15 protein-coding genes and 1 tRNA gene are annotated in these 16980 nt (G+C 40.9%); 12 read left to right on the top strand and 4 right to left on the bottom strand.

The features are described 5' to 3' along the window. Positions 1–456 precede the first annotated feature (456 nt). The 10 genes from EV194_RS09915 to pdxA all read left to right on the top strand — a co-directional run bounded on the left by EV194_RS09915 (position 457) and on the right by pdxA (position 10152). Positions 457–529 (top strand) — tRNA-Met (locus EV194_RS09915). A 122-nt stretch (positions 530–651) separates the two neighbouring features. Further along, a complete protein-coding gene (locus EV194_RS09910; protein ID WP_132433881.1) occupies positions 652–1533 on the top strand; it encodes a M23 family metallopeptidase in 882 nt (293 codons plus the stop codon). A gap of 42 nt (positions 1534–1575) precedes the next feature. Next, positions 1576–2727: a 1-deoxy-D-xylulose-5-phosphate reductoisomerase gene (locus EV194_RS09905; RefSeq protein ID WP_132433880.1), complete on the top strand. Its 1152-nt coding sequence runs from the start codon at positions 1576–1578 to the stop codon at positions 2725–2727. Positions 2728–2968: 241 nt separating this feature from the next. Continuing rightward, positions 2969–4288: an RIP metalloprotease RseP gene (gene rseP, locus EV194_RS09900; RefSeq protein WP_132433879.1), complete on the top strand. Its 1320-nt coding sequence runs from the start codon at positions 2969–2971 to the stop codon at positions 4286–4288. A 40-nt stretch (positions 4289–4328) separates the two neighbouring features. Beyond that, positions 4329–4541, top strand: a complete 213-nt coding sequence (gene tatA / locus EV194_RS09895; RefSeq protein WP_132433878.1) for a twin-arginine translocase TatA/TatE family subunit — start codon at positions 4329–4331, stop codon at positions 4539–4541. A 237-nt stretch (positions 4542–4778) separates the two neighbouring features. Beyond that, the gene (locus tag EV194_RS09890) at positions 4779–5936 is read left to right on the top strand and encodes a lytic transglycosylase domain-containing protein (RefSeq protein WP_132433877.1); all 1158 of its coding nucleotides are present in this window, start codon (positions 4779–4781) and stop codon (positions 5934–5936) included. Positions 5937–6078: 142 nt separating this feature from the next. After that, the gene (locus EV194_RS09885) at positions 6079–7098 is read left to right on the top strand and encodes a DUF4837 family protein (RefSeq protein WP_243699380.1); all 1020 of its coding nucleotides are present in this window, start codon (positions 6079–6081) and stop codon (positions 7096–7098) included. After that, positions 7098–7481: a hypothetical protein gene (locus tag EV194_RS09880; protein ID WP_132433875.1), complete on the top strand. Its 384-nt coding sequence runs from the start codon at positions 7098–7100 to the stop codon at positions 7479–7481. The genes EV194_RS09885 and EV194_RS09880 overlap by 1 nt, the downstream gene beginning before the upstream one ends. Before the next feature lies 1 nt (position 7482). Continuing rightward, positions 7483–8931 carry a leucyl aminopeptidase family protein gene (locus tag EV194_RS09875; RefSeq protein ID WP_207915987.1) on the top strand — a complete coding sequence of 483 codons (1449 nt, stop codon included), beginning with the start codon at positions 7483–7485 and terminating at the stop codon, positions 8929–8931. 159 nt (positions 8932–9090) lie between these two features. After that, positions 9091–10152, top strand: a complete 1062-nt coding sequence (gene pdxA / locus EV194_RS09870) for a 4-hydroxythreonine-4-phosphate dehydrogenase PdxA (RefSeq protein WP_132433874.1) — start codon at positions 9091–9093, stop codon at positions 10150–10152. A gap of 144 nt (positions 10153–10296) precedes the next feature. Here pdxA and lpxA read toward each other — a convergent pair whose 3' ends face one another. From lpxA to EV194_RS09850, 4 genes are all read right to left on the bottom strand, one after another. Beyond that, positions 10297–11097, bottom strand: coding sequence for an acyl-ACP--UDP-N-acetylglucosamine O-acyltransferase (gene lpxA / locus EV194_RS09865; RefSeq protein WP_132433873.1), 801 nt, complete (start codon positions 11095–11097; stop codon positions 10297–10299). 76 nt (positions 11098–11173) lie between these two features. Next, a complete protein-coding gene (locus EV194_RS09860) occupies positions 11174–12574 on the bottom strand; it encodes a bifunctional UDP-3-O-[3-hydroxymyristoyl] N-acetylglucosamine deacetylase/3-hydroxyacyl-ACP dehydratase (protein WP_132433872.1) in 1401 nt (466 codons plus the stop codon). A gap of 106 nt (positions 12575–12680) precedes the next feature. After that, positions 12681–13706, bottom strand: a complete 1026-nt coding sequence (lpxD, locus tag EV194_RS09855) for a UDP-3-O-(3-hydroxymyristoyl)glucosamine N-acyltransferase (RefSeq protein ID WP_132433871.1) — start codon at positions 13704–13706, stop codon at positions 12681–12683. Positions 13707–13760: 54 nt separating this feature from the next. Next, positions 13761–15002, bottom strand: a complete 1242-nt coding sequence (locus EV194_RS09850; RefSeq protein ID WP_243699379.1) for an HD domain-containing protein — start codon at positions 15000–15002, stop codon at positions 13761–13763. A gap of 173 nt (positions 15003–15175) precedes the next feature. On the opposite strand from EV194_RS09850, the gene EV194_RS09845 reads away from it, so the two are divergent. Both EV194_RS09845 and EV194_RS09840 read left to right on the top strand, forming a co-directional pair. Further along, positions 15176–15460 (top strand): sll1863 family stress response protein, encoded by a 285-nt coding sequence (locus EV194_RS09845; protein ID WP_132433870.1) that lies wholly within the window; start codon positions 15176–15178, stop codon positions 15458–15460. A 2-nt stretch (positions 15461–15462) separates the two neighbouring features. After that, positions 15463–16944 (top strand): alpha-amylase, encoded by a 1482-nt coding sequence (locus EV194_RS09840; protein WP_132433869.1) that lies wholly within the window; start codon positions 15463–15465, stop codon positions 16942–16944. Positions 16945–16980: the final 36 nt, after the last annotated feature.

Below are 16980 nucleotides of genomic sequence, written 5' to 3'. Positions count from 1 at the left end.
GGCAATAAAAAACTTTAATACATACATTCAAATAAATCGTATTAAAAAGTTGCAACCTTTATCGAACCACTCCAACACCCTCTCTCCCAATAAATTTTCATATGATTCCACTCTTATACTCTATCAAAAATGGAGTTTTAAACGAGAAATTATAAGTATGTTCCACGAACAATCATGAACTAAAGCTTGACGATACAATAAGCGCATGGCAATAAATTTGACATTAAGGGTGTGAAATCTCAGTTATCGCCTCATCAAAGAACTGCAAAAATTTACAGTGAAATACCTGATTAGTTTATCATTAATAAGCCAGGCCAATATGGCCATAAAATATTTCACAAAATTAATACAGTAAACAATTGTATTGTTCGTATAAAGTATCTATATTTGCAACCGCAAAAGAGAGCTAAGAACGGTTTTAGCTGGAAACAAAAAATAAAAATACATACAATATATTGCGGGGTGGAGCAGTTGGTAGCTCGTTGGGCTCATAACCCAAAGGTCGTCAGTTCGAGTCTGGCCCCCGCTACTAAAAAAAGGGTTGTTGGTATGCCAACAACCCTTTTTGTTTTTGAATATAATTCATCTTAGCAAAAGACCATATGTATCCCTAATATTTTATAAATTTGTTGTTCCTTTTAAATTGTTACAATGGGTACAAACAAAAAGAAAAAATCACTTCTTAAAAAACTAAGAAGCAAATACAGATTGGCCATCTTTAATGAACAAACCTACGAAGAAGTTTTTGTAGTAAAGTTGTCACGTCTAAATGTTTTTACAATCGTTGGCACTGTTGGAGTTTTGCTAGTCATTCTGGTCACTATTCTTATTGCCTTCACAAGCCTAAGAGACTACATACCTGGCTATCCCGATGCGAACCAAAGACTATTGATTGTTCGTAATGCCCAAAGGGTCGACTCACTGATCGTTGAATTAGAGAAGCGTGATCGCTTTATACAAAACTTCCAAACCATATTAAGAGGAGATATTCCCGAACAGCCTGCATCTCCTGATGATGAACCATCTTTGGCAGCATCAGATCCCAATATGCCCATTGAATTTTCAAGGTCGGAGGCTGACTCACTTTTCAGAAGACAAGTTGAACGGGAGGAACGGTTTAATCTATCCATGCAACAGCCAACTAGCCGAGCTATAGCATTGGAGAGCACTTTCTTTGTCAGTCCCATAAAAGGTCTGATTGTAAACAGTTTTATGGAAACTCAGGGACACTATGGAGTGGATATTGTAGCTGCTCCAGGAACCAGGGTATCTGCCATAATGGATGGCATGGTTGTTTTCTCGGGCTGGACTGTTGAGACAGGTTATGTTATTCAGATTCAACATCCCAATAACATACTCTCCATCTATAAGCATAATGAAACGCTTCTGAAGGAAGTTGGGCAAACCGTTAAAGCAGGGGAAGCCATTGCACGCATTGGCAACACTGGAGAACTAACCACCGGCCCGCATCTTCACTTTGAGTTATGGTACAACGGAACCCCCTTGAATCCTGTAGATTATATCTCGTTTTAATCAGTCCATTTTTAGATACTAAACCAAAACAAGCAAATCTGCATGCAAAAACGTCTTGCCATATTGGGTTCAACCGGATCTATAGGGACACAGGCTCTGGAGGTTATTAAAACCCATCCTGAACTATTTTCCATCGAAGTGCTTACTGCCAACAACAATGTTGAACTTCTGGCAAAACAAGCCAAAGAATATCAACCCAATGTAGTTGTTATCGGCAACAAAGAAAAATACGATGAACTAAAAGAGGCCCTCAGCAACGAACCCATTAAGATTTATGCAGGAGAACAAGCCATTGAACAAGTAGCAGCTATGTCAACCATAGATATGGTACTAACATCCATGGTGGGATTTTCCGGCTTACTGCCAACCATAAGAGCCGTTGAAGCAGGAATCCCGGTTGCACTGGCGAATAAAGAGACGCTTGTGGTAGCCGGGGACTTAATCATGGAACTTGCCGCTAAAAAGCAGATACCGGTTATCCCAGTTGATTCTGAGCACTCTGCAATTTTTCAATGTTTACAGGGTGAAAAAGGAAATATTATTGAAAAAATCATGCTTACCGCCTCAGGCGGCCCCTTCAGGGGCAAAAGTGTAGACTTCCTGAAGAAAGTGACCAAATGCCAGGCTTTGAATCATCCCAACTGGAAAATGGGTGATAAAATAACCATTGATTCAGCCTCACTAATGAATAAAGGCTTGGAAGCCATTGAAGCCAGATGGCTCTTCAATCTTCAACCCGATCAAATTGAGATTGTAGTGCATCCGCAATCAATCATTCACAGCATGGTGCAGTTCACTGATGGCTCCATTAAAGCACAAATGGGATTGCCCGATATGCGACTGCCTATACAGTACGCCATGGCATACCCAAGACGAATTGAAAACAGTTTTCCCAGATTTAATTTTTCCGATTACCCCTCACTTACTTTTGAAAAAGCCGACGTACATGTCTTTAAAAACCTTTCACTGGCGTTCGAGGCCATGCGACAAGGAGGCAATGCTCCTTGCGTGCTAAACGCAGCCAACGAAATTGTAGTTGATGCCTTTCTAAGAGGTCGTACCGGATTTCTGGAAATGTCACACATCATTGAAAAAACCATTGAAAAAAGCACTTTTATCGATAAGCCAATGTTCCAGGATTATCTTGAAACAGATGCTGAGGCCAGAAGAATTGCTACAGAAATGATAAAATAACCATTCAGGCATAATGCCTGAATGGTACACATCTCTCTCCCAAAACAATGAAGATATTTAGAAAAAGAATATCTTTGTCAGTCGATAGATCGTTGAACTTTTTGAAAACCTGACTTAACACATAATCAAAACCATGTAATACAATCATTTACACATTACATTAAAAAGCATTGAGATAATGAATATACCATAAGGTCAGACAGTAAAACGAGCTACTATAAATTAAAATAAATAGAATTTAATGGAAATTTTAATTAAAACACTACAACTCATCCTCAGCCTCTCTATATTGGTCATTCTTCATGAATTTGGTCACTATTTCTTTGCCCGCTTATTCAAAACCAGGGTTGAGAAGTTTTATCTCTTTTTTGATCCTTGGTTTTCATTATTCAAATTTAAAAAAGGTGATACAGAGTACGGGATTGGGTGGCTTCCCCTTGGCGGATATGTGAAAATATCCGGCATGATTGATGAGTCGATGGATAAAGAACAGATGAACCAACCCCCTCAGCCTTTTGAGTTTAGATCTAAACCGGCATGGCAACGACTTTTGATTATGGTTGGTGGTGTTTTGGTGAACTTCCTGACAGCCATTGTCATATTTTGGATGATTCTTTTCAAATGGGGCGAAAGTTACATCCCCGCTGAAAATGCAAAATATGGCTTCTACTTTCATCCAATAGCACATGAAATTGGACTGCAGGATGGGGACAGGGTTTTAATGGCTGATACATTTAAAATTAACACCATTAATACAATTGCAGCTCACATTTTGCTTGATAATGTAACCACGCTAACCATTGAAAGAGACGGCTCAATCATGACTCTGCCCGTTCCTGCAGAATTTAAGCAGCAAATATTGGCCGATGAAGTAAGGGTTCTTGCCGATTTTAATCTGCCGGTTATTGTAAATAAGTTGCAATCAGGAAGCAATGCAGACAGAGCCGGGTTAAAACCCGGCGACAGCATAGTCGCTGTAAATAACAACAAGACTATCTTTTTCAACCAGTTTGCCAGAGAATTGAACAACAGCAAAGATAGTGAAGCCATCATCAGTCTATATCGCAATCAGGAGCTACTTCATATACCGGTTCAGGTAACTGATGATGGGGAAATTGGGTTTTTCCCAAAAACACCTAATGCAATATTTGGTTATACTCAGATATCTTATGGCTTTTTTGAAGCATTGCCCGCCGGAATAAATAAAGGTGTAAGCACGCTTAAAAATTATGTACGTCAATTTCGCCTGGTATTTACCCGTGAAGGAGCCAGACAAATTGGAGGCTTTGGAACCATCGGAAGCCTTTTTGCACCATCATGGGACTGGCAAAACTTTTGGTTTATGACAGCATTCCTGTCAATCATCCTCGCCTTTATGAACATTTTGCCAATCCCTGCTTTAGATGGAGGGCACGTTCTCTTTTTGATTTATGAAATAATTACACGCCGTAAACCCAGCGAAAAGTTTATGGAATATGCTCAAATGACTGGGATGATACTTTTATTATCACTTCTCTTATATGCAAACGGGAACGATATATACCGGTACATCTTCAATTAAAAAATTGTTTAAATTTGAAACCTAAATAAAATCAATATCTATGACATCGCAACTATTTTTATTAGGCATGCCCGGCGGATGGGAACTTATTGTTATCATACTGATTGTTGTGCTTCTTTTTGGTGGCCGTAAAATTCCTGAACTAATGAAAGGACTTGGACAAGGAATGAAGGAATTCAAAAAAGCCCGTAACGAAAAGGACGAGGACAACGATAAAAACAGCAAAGAAAACCCGGATGCAATAAAGGATTGATCCCATAAAAAATGTATCCAGTGTTTATATAAAGTTCCGAAGATCTCAGCAAAATAACCAACAATCGTTGTATACTTTGTGGACTTTGTAATTAAACACCCACATCAGATAAATCCATTATACGTGATGCTTCCTTTCGTTTTCAGAAATATTCAATGAATATTTCTGTAGGGAATGTAATCAGAATCTGTAAGCAACAGAAATCCAGAGACGTAAAACACAAGTTAGAAAATTAATATGAGGTATCTTTTTGTTTCTCTTCTTCTGTTTTTTATTCATCCGGCTATTCTAAAATCTGAAGAAAACAACAAACTGTCAGCTTCAATAGTGGAAAGCAGACTGGAGATTCTGGATGCCTTAACTCCTATGCCTTTGGTATACAACAGCTCTGTGCAGGCATATATTGATGTTTACACCGTGAGAAGGCGGGATCATCTTGCAGGAATCATTGGTAGGTCAGAACTATACTTCCCTTTATTTGAGGAATATCTTGACAAGATGGGACTTCCATTGGAACTTAAATATCTTGCCGTAGTAGAATCAGCCCTCGAGCCCAGAGCAAGGTCAACTTCCGGGGCAAAAGGTTTATGGCAGTTTCTTTTTCAGGCGTCACGTCTATTTGATATGCAGGTGACCTCCTACATTGACGAAAGAGCCGATCCGGTTAAATCCACCGAAGCAGCCTGCAAATACCTGAAATACCTGTATGATAATTTTCACGACTGGAATCTTGTTCTGGCAGCATACAACGGGGGAATAGCTGCAGTAAAAGAGGCCATTGAAAAATCAGGAGGCAAAACCGACTATTGGGATATCAGGCCATATCTTCCTGTTGAAACACAAGGTTATATTCCGGCATTTATCGCCGTAAATTATGCAATGAATTACTATCCTGAGTACGAAATTACTCCAAAAAACCCTCCTTTTACCTACGACGATCTTGGTTTTGTAAATCTGGATTTCAGCATATCATTCAAGCAATTGAGCGAGTTTATTGACATCCCTGTTGAAATGATTCGATTGCTGAATCCGGTATATTCCAAAGATTTTATCCCCGTAACAGAAAGTCCTGTTCAAATTGTAATACCCAAAGACAAGGTGATTCATTTCATAGAAAACAGGAGAAGCCTGATCAGAGAAGTCAGTCCTCCGGTCGAAGCCCTGCGTCCCTTTGGTTTTAATTATAATAAAAAAATGACCCGGCATACTGTTCAAAGAGGAGAGTTTTTCCATCGTATTGCTATGAGTTACAGAGTCAGGGTGGAAGACATCATGAAGTGGAACAACTTAAATTCCCGGAATCTTTATGCAGGGCAACAACTTGTCATCTGGTATCAACCAGAGGAAAACCCATTTTTCTTTGTTAATAAAGAGTACCCTTTGTTAGCTAATTAACAATCTGCACGCAACCGCGCAGCCACCTAAACAACTAAAATTTAAACCTCTGAATCAAATGACATCGCAAAAATACCATTCATAATTAATGGTATTTTTTTTGTATATTGCCAGATAGATAATTATTAAAATGAAGTACAGTATGAAAATATTACATCTATTCATAATCGCTGCACTAGCTATTATTTCTTCAAGCTGTAAAGATGGCTCATTTCACAAGCCAAACATCACCGGAAGCATGGGAGAAGTACTTGTTGTAATGGATGACAGATGGAGAAACAGCGAACCGGGAGAACAGTTACAGTACATCCTCAGACAACCTATGGAAGGACTTCCACAGGTTGAATCTATTTTCACCTTATCAATGACTCCGCACAGAGCATTTAGTGATAACATGCGAACATTTCGCAATCTGCTAATCACCAACATCGGGCCAGATGTAGATACCGAAGGGGTTCGTTTCTTCTCTGAAACAACCTGGGCCAGAGGGCAGTATATGGTTCACATCAATGCTCGAACCCCGGAAAAATTCCTTGAAATTCTGGATGAAAATGAATTGCGTATCCTTGGATTTTTCCTGCGTGCTGAGCGACAGCGAAGCATCAGCTATTTCAGGAATTATCCAAATGCAGATTTAACCGAAGAGGTGAGAAGAAAATGGGACATTGACATCATCATCCCCAACACCTTCAGGAAAAACAACAGCCAGGATGATTTCACCTGGATGTCACACGAAACGAATATTTCCAGTCAGGGACTGTTTATCTGGTCTTTTGATTATCAGGACGAATCATCTCTCTCGCGTGAATTAATTCTCAATAAACGTGACTCTTTATTGCGTGCCAATGTCCCCGGTCACCACGAGGGTTCATTCATGAGTACCGAGCATGATATTCCAATCACTTACAAACGATTTAAGCTTAATGACCACCAGGCCGTTGAGCTTAGAGGACTTTGGAAAGTGGTGGGAGATTTGATGGGAGGTCCTTTCGTTCTCTATGCACATCATGATGTTGCAAATAACCGCGTTGTGGTTACCGATGGCTATGTTTTTCTACCCAATGAACCCAAAAAAAGAAACCTGGTTTGGCAACTTGAGGCTATAAGCTATACGGTTAAATTCCCTGCCAACATAACACAAAATACAGAAACCGAGTCCTAATGGAACTGCCGGCCATTACCAAGCAACATCTTAAATCAGCTGCCTCCCGGGATGATTTAATCAGGGAAACAGCCGCTCAGATCATAAAAGACTTTGCAGAGTTCAATCTGGATATAAGTTTTTCCGGCAATACCGGTAATTTTTATTTAGAATTGTCGCAGCAAATGGTCACTCATGTTTCAGATATGCTTGCCAATAACCATTCAAGATTTCTGGGGTTAATGTACCGAATAGACATTGACAACAACCAGATTCGACAATATGAATTGGATATGCCGAATAATACCTACCCCGAAATCATTACCGAATTAATCATTCACAGGGAACTGAAGAAAGTCCTCATACGTGAATATTTCAGACAACAAGACAAAAAAGATCAGTAACATGTCATTTACAATTAGAGCAACCCTGGAGGTTCCGCAAGAAATCAGTAAAATATTTCTAATTCAAAATACAGAGCAGTTAAAAGACTTTATGTTCTCCGAAACGGAGATAGAATACATCGAAAAAAAATATCGGGAAAACGAAAAAGAGAAATCACCTTTGGTGATTATTAACAGGTTGAGTCAGTTACTGGCTGTGGTTAAGCCAACCATAGATGAACCCCTTGAAATTATTAAAGAAAGAATGCGCCGCAGAGGTGCAGAAATCCTATCGGGCTTGAAAGCTGAAAAAAATGAGAAAGCTGCAATCATTGACCTAATCAGCAATCCCCCGCTCACTCTGGCTATTGCCGAAGGTTTGGCACTTAACGCATACAGTTTTAACAAATATAAAACAGGCGAAAAAAACTCGCTTAATTACGAATTCTTAATTGTCAGCCCCCAGGTAAAAGGTTGCGACATTGCAAAACTAACCCGCGTAATTGAGTCTGTTTATCTCGCCCGCGATTTGGTTAATGAACCTGTGGGCTATCTGAATGCTGAAAAGCTTGGCGAGTTGGTTCTTGAATATGCCGAAAAATTCGGCTTCAAGGCCGAAGTTTTTAACAAGAAAAAAATCGAAAGCCTCAAAATGGGTGGTCTACTGGCTGTAAACAAGGGAAGTATCGACCCACCCACCTTTTCTGTATTAGAATGGAAACCTGAAAATGCAGTCAACTCCAAACCCTATGTGATTGCCGGTAAAGGAGTGATGTTTGATACAGGAGGTGTTAATTTAAAAACGCCTCCCGGAAGTCTGGACACCATGAAATGCGATATGGGTGGAGCTGCATCGGTAATTGGAACAATGGCTGCTGTGGCAGCCAATGAACTCCCAGTACATGTCATCGGACTGATTCCCGCAACCGACAACCGACTTGGTGGACATGCAATCGTTCCGGGTGACATACTAAAAATGCACAACGGCCTCACGGTTGAAGTCATCAACACCGATGCCGAAGGTCGCCTCATCCTTGCCGATGCTCTTAGTTTTTCTAAAAAGTACGACCCTGAGTTGGTCATTGATTTGGCCACTCTCACCGGGAATGCTGCCATTGCCATAGGAATTCACGGAATTGTAGCCATGGGAACGGCTCCCCAAACAGTTCAAAATGAACTAAACAATGCCGGAGACGAAGTATGCGAGCGTCTTGTTTGGTTCCCATTCTGGGAAGATTACGACAAAAGCATTAAATCAGATATAGCCGATATTAAAAATCTGGGAGAAAGAGAAGGCGGAGCCATCAGTGCCGGAAAATTTTTAGGTAAATTTGTTGATGCACCATGGGTGCATCTTGATATCGCAGGCCCTGCCTATGTCATGGCGGCCATTGATTATCGTCCCACAGGAGGAACCGGTGTTGGTGTGCGCTTGTTGTACCAGTTCTTTAACAGAAAATCATCATCATAATAGATTGTTAGTCCCGAATACCTCGGGATAGATTATTAGACACAAATAAACATCTTGTTATCATCTGATAGAGTGTGAGACTACCTTAAATTCGCATACATTTAATAATTGGGCAAATAAAAATGATTAACGATCGATTAATCAAAATAACAAATCATTATGAGTTCAGACAAAATCAAAATAGCCATCACACAGGGAGATATTAACGGAATAGGGTATGAAATCATATTTAAAGCTTTAGCCGACCCCCGTATTCTTGAAATTTGCACTCCCGTTATTTACGGCTCGTCAAAAGTTGCGGCTTACCACCGCAAAGCGCTCAATTTGCCTGCTATGAGCCTAAACAATATTCGCTCGGCAGACGAAGCTCATCCAAAACGCATTAATATGGTCAACTGCCTGGACGACAACGTCAGGGTAGAGCTTGGCAAACCAACTGAAATAAGTGGAAATGCTGCTTTTCTGGCTTTGGAAAAAGCAGTAGAAGACTTAAAGAAAGGAGCCGCAGATGCCCTGGTAACAGCACCCATCAACAAAAAAGTAATTCAATCAAACCAATTTGATTTCCCTGGACATACCGAATATCTGGCCAGTTCATTCTCAGGAAAACCTTTAATGCTGATGGTCAGTGACCTTCTAAGAGTTGGTGTGGTCACCGGTCACATTCCACTGAGTCAAATATGCAGTGCTTTATCCAGTGAACTGATAATAGAGAAGTTGCGCATCCTGAACCAGTCGCTAAAAAAAGATTTCATGATACGAAAACCGCGAATAGCGGTTCTGGGACTCAACCCCCATGCCGGCGATAATGGACTTCTTGGAAAAGAGGAAGATGAAATCATTAAACCTGCATTGGAAAAAGCTAAGGAAGAAGGCATCCTGGCATTTGGCCCGTATCCTGCCGACGGACTTTTTGCTACTGAAAACATCCGTAAATTTGATGCCATCCTGGCCATGTATCACGATCAGGGTTTAGCTCCCTTCAAAGCCCTTTCCTTCTCAACCGGAGTAAATTATACAGCCGGGTTACCTATTGTAAGAACCTCTCCCGATCATGGCACAGCTTATGAAATCACTGGACAGAATCAGGCCGATGAACAATCTTTTCTTTCGGCAATTTACACTGCCATTGATGTATTCAATTACAGGAAAAATTTTGAAGAATTAAGTGCGAACCCTCTGAAAACAACAGACGTAAATTCTCTGGGAGCAGACGAATAGCCACACTTCATCAATACAAATAGAGCCGGATTCATTTTATGAATCCGGCTCTATTTATATATTTCAACATAATCTCAAAAACAGATCTCATCTGCTAGTCAGAAAATAATGAATCTAAAACATCATATGGTTTGGCAATATTAATTACTCTTCTTTCTTACCTCCATTTTGGTGATATCCTTTAATAACTCCGCGCTGTGAGTTTTTCACAAACAGAATGATCTCATCACGCTCATTGGAAGCAGGTAATTCAGCTTCAATTCGTTCGATGGCATCTGAGTTGTTAAGGCCTGACTGAAACAAGACCCTGTAACAATCCTGAATATCCCGAATTTGCTCATTGGTAAAGTTTCTGCGCCGTAAACCTATTGAGTTTACACCAACATATTGAAGACGTTCACGACCTGCTTTTACATAGGGCGGGATATCCTTTCCGATCAATGAACCTCCTGCTACCATAACATGGGCTCCCACGTGCACAAATTGATGTATGGCAGACAATCCTCCAACAATGGCAAAATCGTCAACAATAACCTCACCAGCCACCTGTACGCTGTTCACCAGAATAACGTTATTTCCGATAATGCTGTCATGAGCCACGTGCACATAGGCCATCAACAAACAGTTGTTTCCAACAACTGTTTTCCCTTTTGCTTTTGTTCCGCGGTTAATGGTTACAAACTCCCTTATGGTTGTATTGTCTCCTATTTCTGCTGTAGTGTCCTCTCCGGCAAACTTTAAATCCTGAGGAACGGCTCCTATAACTGCTCCCGGAAAAATATTGCAGTTTTTACCAATGCGGCTGCCTTCCAGAATGGTTACATTTGAACCTATTCGGGTGCCTTCACCAATTATTACATTTTTATCAATGGTTGCAAACGGATCGATTACAACATTTGGGGCTATTTTTGCCTCCGGATGAATATAAGCTAATGGTTGTTTCACTAAACAATTCTTTAAATAATAATACTACTTTTTGCGATGCAAAATGATTTTCTGAAAATCACATGCTTGTCGGTTTTCACTCCTTATTTTTGGCAATTTGAGCCATAAATTCCCCTTCAGCTACAATGGTATCTCCAACAAAAGCCAAGCCTTTCATATTGGCAACTCCTCTACGGATTTCAGTCATCAACTCAAGTTTGAAAATTACTGTATCACCGGGAACCACTTTTTTTCGAAACTTAATATTGTCCTGTTTCAGGAAATATGTACTGTAAGTGTGTGGATCGTCCAACTGGCCTAACACCAGGATACCTCCACATTGAGCCATGGCCTCTACCAGCAAAACTCCGGGCATTACAGGCTCATCAGGGAAATGACCTACGAAAAACGGTTCGTTCATGGTCACATTTTTAACTCCCACAACGACCTTGTCCTGCAAATCGATTACCTTATCCACCAACAAAAATGGCGGACGATGCGGAAGCAACTTTTTAATCTGGTTGATGTCATAAACAGGCTCTTTGTTTGGATCGTAAACAGGAGCGTCTATTTTGAGCTGGCGCTTGCGAATCTCCTTTCTGAGCAGTTTAGTAAACTCAGCATTGATTTTATGACCCGGCTTATTGGCGATGATTCTTCCCTTTATGGGAGAACCACACAAAGCCAAATCTCCAATAACATCGAGTAACTTATGGCGCGCCGGCTCATTGGTAAAGTGCAAATCAAGGTTGTTCAGAATCCCCGTTGGCTTAACTTCCACTTTGGGTTTATTAAACAATGTCGCAAGGTGATCAAGTTCTTCCTGAGTTACCGGTTTATCAATGATGATGATGGCATTATCAAGATCGCCTCCTTTTATGAGGTTATTTTTAAGCAATGGCTCCAGTTCATGCAGAAACACAAATGTACGGCACATGGATATCTCATCATCAAAAGCATCCAGACTTTCAATGGTGGCAAACTGGTTTGCCAAATGAAGGGATTTATCAAAAGAGATCATGATTTGCGCAGAAAAACCACTATCGGGCAGTGCTATGATATAGCTTCCGGTTTCAGGATCTTCCACCATCATTTTTTCACGCACTTCAAAGTATTCGCGATCGGCACTCTGTTCTTTAATCCCTGCTTCCTTTATGGCCGCAACATAAAATTTGGAACTTCCGTCAAGAATGGGAGCCTCGGGTCCGTCCACATCAATCAAACAGTTATCAACCCCAAGCCCACGCAATGCTGCAAGACAGTGCTCAATGGTGCTAACTTTTGCTTCGCCTTCCTGAATAACGGTTCCTCGCTGGGTATAAACCACGTTATCAACCAAAGCCTTAATTACAGGTTGACCTTCCATATCGGTTCTGCGAATGCGGTAACCGTAGTTTTCTTCGGCAGGATTCAGAGTTAATTTTACGTTTACTCCTGTATGCAATCCCGGTCCTTGCAGGGTAACCGGTTTACTGATTGTTCTTTGTTTATCAGCCATTATGAATTAAGTTTTGTGCTTTTCTCAAAATTTGAAACCATAATAGTGGGTCATGAGTGGTGTGCTATAGGAATAATATTCGAGGTTTCATGAATCTCCTAATGAATTACTTCTTCTCTCCCTTTTCAATGGCATCAACTCTTTGCCGTAAATCAGGCAAATTCCTGAATACAACGTAAGCTTTGTTGTACTGCATGGCATCCATTGATGGTGACCCCATTTGGGTGGCGTTGGCTTTTGTGATGCTCTTACTAACTCCTGTTTGAGCAGCAAGTTTTACACCATCGGCAATTTTCAGGTGCCCGGAAATCCCTACTTGACCGCCAAACATAACGTTATTACCAATTTTTGTACTGCCTGCAATTCCGGTTTGGGCAGCCAAAACACTGTTTTTACCAATCTCAACGTTATGGGCAACCTGTATCAGGTTGTCCAATTTAGTTCCTTCACTGATGATGGTTTCGCCCATGGTCGCACGGTCGATCGTGGTATTGGAACCAATCTCCACATAATCTTCTAAAACAACTATTCCCACTTGGGGGATTTTCTCAAATTTTCCATCGGCACCCGGTGCAAAGCCAAAGCCATCCGAACCAATTACAGCGCCTGAATGAATTACGCAATTGGCTCCTATACGACAACCCTTGTAGATTCTGGCTCCCGGATAGATGATGGTGTTTTCTCCAATTTGAACGCCATCTCCTACGTAAACCTGTGGATAAATCTGTACTTTATCTGCAATTTTCGCGTTCTCTCCAATATAGCTAAAAGCTCCCACATACACAAAATCCCCCAATTGAGCAGACCCGTCAATAAAAGATGGTTGTTCAATACCGCTCTTTTTGGGTAACGACTCCTGATACATCTGCAGCAGTTTGGCTAAAGCCCGGTAAGCATCATCAACTTTTATAAGAGTCGCCTTTACAGGCTTTTCGGCCATAAAGGTTTTATTTACAATCACCACCGATGCTTCGGTGTTATAAATATGATGCGTGTATTTAGGATTGGCAAGAAATGTAAGGGTTTCAGGCTTTCCCTCTTCTATTTTGGAAACATCCCGTACAATGGCATCAGGATTGCCTTCCACCTCTCCCTGAATTAATTGAGCTATCTGTTGAGCAGTAAATTCCATTAGAAAAAAATTTCCTGCAAAACTACAAAAATATATCAGGTAAAAAAAGAATATTTAACCACGTATTGCTTTGGGATAACAGAGTATCTCTTTTTTAACGGTTTTTCCCAAAACAGTTAAATCCAGCACATCGGAAGCATCCGAAATATCTTTTACAAAACCTTCGCGATAAAGAATATTGATTTTATCGTCCAAAATGCTGTAAGCATTGTTCGAAATCGCACCGGTAAAAACAAAATAGCCGGCTTCATGAATATCTGAAAGGTACATCTCTTTTTGCAGTCTCATTTTTAACTCACTTACCCGCGAAGCGTCAAATGGGTTATCCTGAATCTCGATAGCCAGCAAATTGCGGTTCAGAAGCCCCCTGGAAAGAGATGACAAAACTTTATCGCCACATTGCGCCCAGGTTTTGAGTACCGTCATGATGTCGCTGTCATCAAGCATGGCAAACCTGGTAAGCACCTCATCATCTCTTCTGAAGTCCTCTATGGAAACCTTATTCGTCAGAAAAAAAGCAATATTGGGGAGTGTTTCAGAAAGGTTCCCCGAATTGGCCAACTCTCTGGCACGACGAAAGATGTTGGTCAACATTTTCTCTGCAACCAAAGCAGTTTTATGAAGGTAAACCTGCCAGTACATCAAACGGCGGGCAATTAGAAATTTTTCAATCGAATAAATCCCTTTCGCTTCCACGGCCAACTGATCATCGTGCACTTGTAACATTTTGATTATACGGTCGGAACTAACCACTCCCTCCGAAACGCCTGTGTAAAAACTGTCGCGGCGAAGATAATCAAGTCTGTCCATATCCAATTGACTACTGACCAGCTGATGAAGAAAGTGCTTTTTGTACCGGTTTGTAAAAATATCAATGGCCATGGATAAACGACCGCCAAAGTCATCGTTCAGTCGTTCCATAAAAAGAAGCGATATCTCTTCATGGTGAACACCCTGCACCAAAGTTGACTCCAAAACATGCGAAAACGGACCATGACCCAAATCGTGCATCAAAATGGCCGCATGAACAGCCTCCGATTCTTCATCCGTTATTTCATGTCCCTTTTGTCGCAAGGTTTCAACTGCTGCACTCATTAAGTGCATGCAACCAATGGTATGCTGAAAGCGCGTATGAGTAGCTCCGGGATAAACCAAAGGTGTCATTCCAAGTTGTTTTATCCAGCGGAGACGCTGTAAATAGGGATGTTCCATTAAATCATACAGCAATTCGGTCGGGATTGAGATAAACCCGTGAACAGGATCGTTGATGATTTTCTTTTTATTGGTTGTTCTCAAGCTAAACAGGTCTTAAAAATCTTTGCAAATTACGTAAGTAATTTGCAAAGATAACCCATATAAGTCTGGTTTTACAGATTTTTCAAATAAAACAGAACACATGACCTTCATATTTTAATCTTCTAATTAATTTTTGTATATTACAAAGAACATTAACCTATAAACAAAAAGATATGGAACGTGAAGAATTCAAACAAAAAGCATTGAAGAGCCTGGAAGAAGCATTCGAAAAAATAGGTGAATATGAAGCAAAAAAAGAGATGGCCAAGGAAGAAGTCAAAGCTGAATATGATACCATATTAGGAAAGCTTAAGCTAAAAAAAGAAGAACTTCAGGCAAAATACAATGAGGCGATGGCCAGTTCTGATGAGAAGTGGGAAGAGTTCAAAGAAGTATTTGACAGCAGCATGGACTCTTTTAAGGAAGGCTTTAGCAAACTGACTTCATTCTTTAAATAATTATGGCTGAATACATTGGCGTAATGATGCAGTTTTTTCATTGGTACACACCGGACGATGGAAAACTGTGGAGCAGTCTCTCCCAACAAGCGAAAGAACTTGCCAAAGCAGGCATCACAGCGGTATGGCTGCCTCCTGCATATAAAGGTATTGGTGGTAATAACGACGTGGGATATGGGGTTTATGATCTTTTTGATCTGGGCGAGTTTGACCAGAAAGGCTCCATCAGAACTAAATATGGCACTAAGGAGGAGTACATAAAAGCCATTAAAGATGCACAAACATCGGGCATACATGTTTATGCCGACATTGTATTTAATCACAAATTAGGCGCCGACCATCAGGAAGAGTTCAATGCCACCCCATATAAACCGGACAACCGACATGAGCCGTTAGGGGAAACACAACCCATCAAAGCCTGGACACACTTCTCATTCCCGGGCAGAAAAGGCAAGTACTCAGAACTAAAATGGCATTGGTGGCACTTTAATTCGGCCGATTATAATGCATTTGACAAACACCAGGATGCCGTATGGTTGTTTGAAGGAAAAACCTTTGACGATAGTGTGGATTTGGAAAAAGGAAATTTCGATTACCTGATGGGATGCAACCTCGACATCAATAACCCCGATGTAAAAAAAGAGCTTTTTTACTGGGGAGATTGGTATCTCAAGACCACAGGGGTCGACGGATTCAGGTTCGATGCCGTTAAACACGTTAATTCATTCTTTTTTCTTGAATGGCTTAAACATGTTAAGAAAAATGCCGGGAAAAAATTATTTGCCGTAGGCGAATACTGGTCAGGCGAAAGTGAAGCTCTACATAACTTTCTTGAAGAAACCGATGGAGCCATGATGCTTTTCGATGTTTCACTTCATTACAACTTTGCCGCAGCCAGTAAACAGGGGAAAGATTTTGACCTCACTAAAATATTTGAAAACACATTGGTCGCATCACATCCGATGCTGGCAGTTACATTGGTGAGCAACCATGATTCGCAACCTTTACAATCACTGGAGTCGGTGGTGGAAGCCTGGTTTAAGCCGCTGGCCTATGCTCTGATTCTCCTTCGAAAAGACGGGTATCCCTGCATTTTTTCAGCCGACTACTACGGAGCGCATTATAAGGATAAAGGTCGCGATGGGAATGAATATGAAATTTGGATGGATAGCCATCGCTGGCTCATCGATAAATTTTTGGAAGTTCGAAAAGAGCATGCATATAGCGAGCAGTACGATTATTTTGACCATCCCAACTGCGTTGGGTGGTCCAGAACCGGGAACGGCGACAGCGGTAAAGGTATGGCAGTGGTTATTAGTAATGGTGAAGACGGACACAAAATGATGCAAACCGATCACCCCGATACTACTTACACCGACATTACCGAACATATTAAAGAGCCGGTAACCACCAACCATGATGGCTGGGGCGAATTTCATTGCAAAGCAGGTTCTGTCTCCGTCTGGATACCAAAAAAAACATAACACACCTTACACCCTACCCTCAATTACGTGTACTTA

The sequence above is a fragment of the Natronoflexus pectinivorans genome (assembly GCF_004345615.1).
Lineage (GTDB): Bacteria > Bacteroidota > Bacteroidia > Bacteroidales > Marinilabiliaceae > Natronoflexus > Natronoflexus pectinivorans.
Note: the sequence above shows the minus strand (reverse complement) of the source record. Positions and strands in the feature narration are given on the sequence as shown.

Excerpts from the sequence above, each read along its gene's own strand:
- EV194_RS09840 (WP_132433869.1), top strand. The coding sequence starts at position 15,463 with ATGGCTGAATACATTGGCGTAATGATGCAGTTTTTTCATTGGTACACA.
- tatA (WP_132433878.1), top strand. The coding sequence starts at position 4,329 with ATGACATCGCAACTATTTTTATTAGGCATGCCCGGCGGATGGGAACTT.
- EV194_RS09890 (WP_132433877.1), top strand. The coding sequence starts at position 4,779 with ATGAGGTATCTTTTTGTTTCTCTTCTTCTGTTTTTTATTCATCCGGCT.
- EV194_RS09910 (WP_132433881.1), top strand. The coding sequence starts at position 652 with ATGGGTACAAACAAAAAGAAAAAATCACTTCTTAAAAAACTAAGAAGC.
- EV194_RS09845 (WP_132433870.1), top strand. The coding sequence starts at position 15,176 with ATGGAACGTGAAGAATTCAAACAAAAAGCATTGAAGAGCCTGGAAGAA.
- EV194_RS09875 (WP_207915987.1), top strand. The coding sequence starts at position 7,483 with ATGTCATTTACAATTAGAGCAACCCTGGAGGTTCCGCAAGAAATCAGT.
- rseP (WP_132433879.1), top strand. The coding sequence starts at position 2,969 with ATGGAAATTTTAATTAAAACACTACAACTCATCCTCAGCCTCTCTATA.
- EV194_RS09880 (WP_132433875.1), top strand. The coding sequence starts at position 7,098 with ATGGAACTGCCGGCCATTACCAAGCAACATCTTAAATCAGCTGCCTCC.
- lpxD (WP_132433871.1), bottom strand. The coding sequence starts at position 13,706 with ATGGAATTTACTGCTCAACAGATAGCTCAATTAATTCAGGGAGAGGTG.
- EV194_RS09885 (WP_243699380.1), top strand. The coding sequence starts at position 6,079 with ATGAAAATATTACATCTATTCATAATCGCTGCACTAGCTATTATTTCT.
- pdxA (WP_132433874.1), top strand. The coding sequence starts at position 9,091 with ATGAGTTCAGACAAAATCAAAATAGCCATCACACAGGGAGATATTAAC.
- EV194_RS09905 (WP_132433880.1), top strand. The coding sequence starts at position 1,576 with ATGCAAAAACGTCTTGCCATATTGGGTTCAACCGGATCTATAGGGACA.
- EV194_RS09860 (WP_132433872.1), bottom strand. The coding sequence starts at position 12,574 with ATGGCTGATAAACAAAGAACAATCAGTAAACCGGTTACCCTGCAAGGA.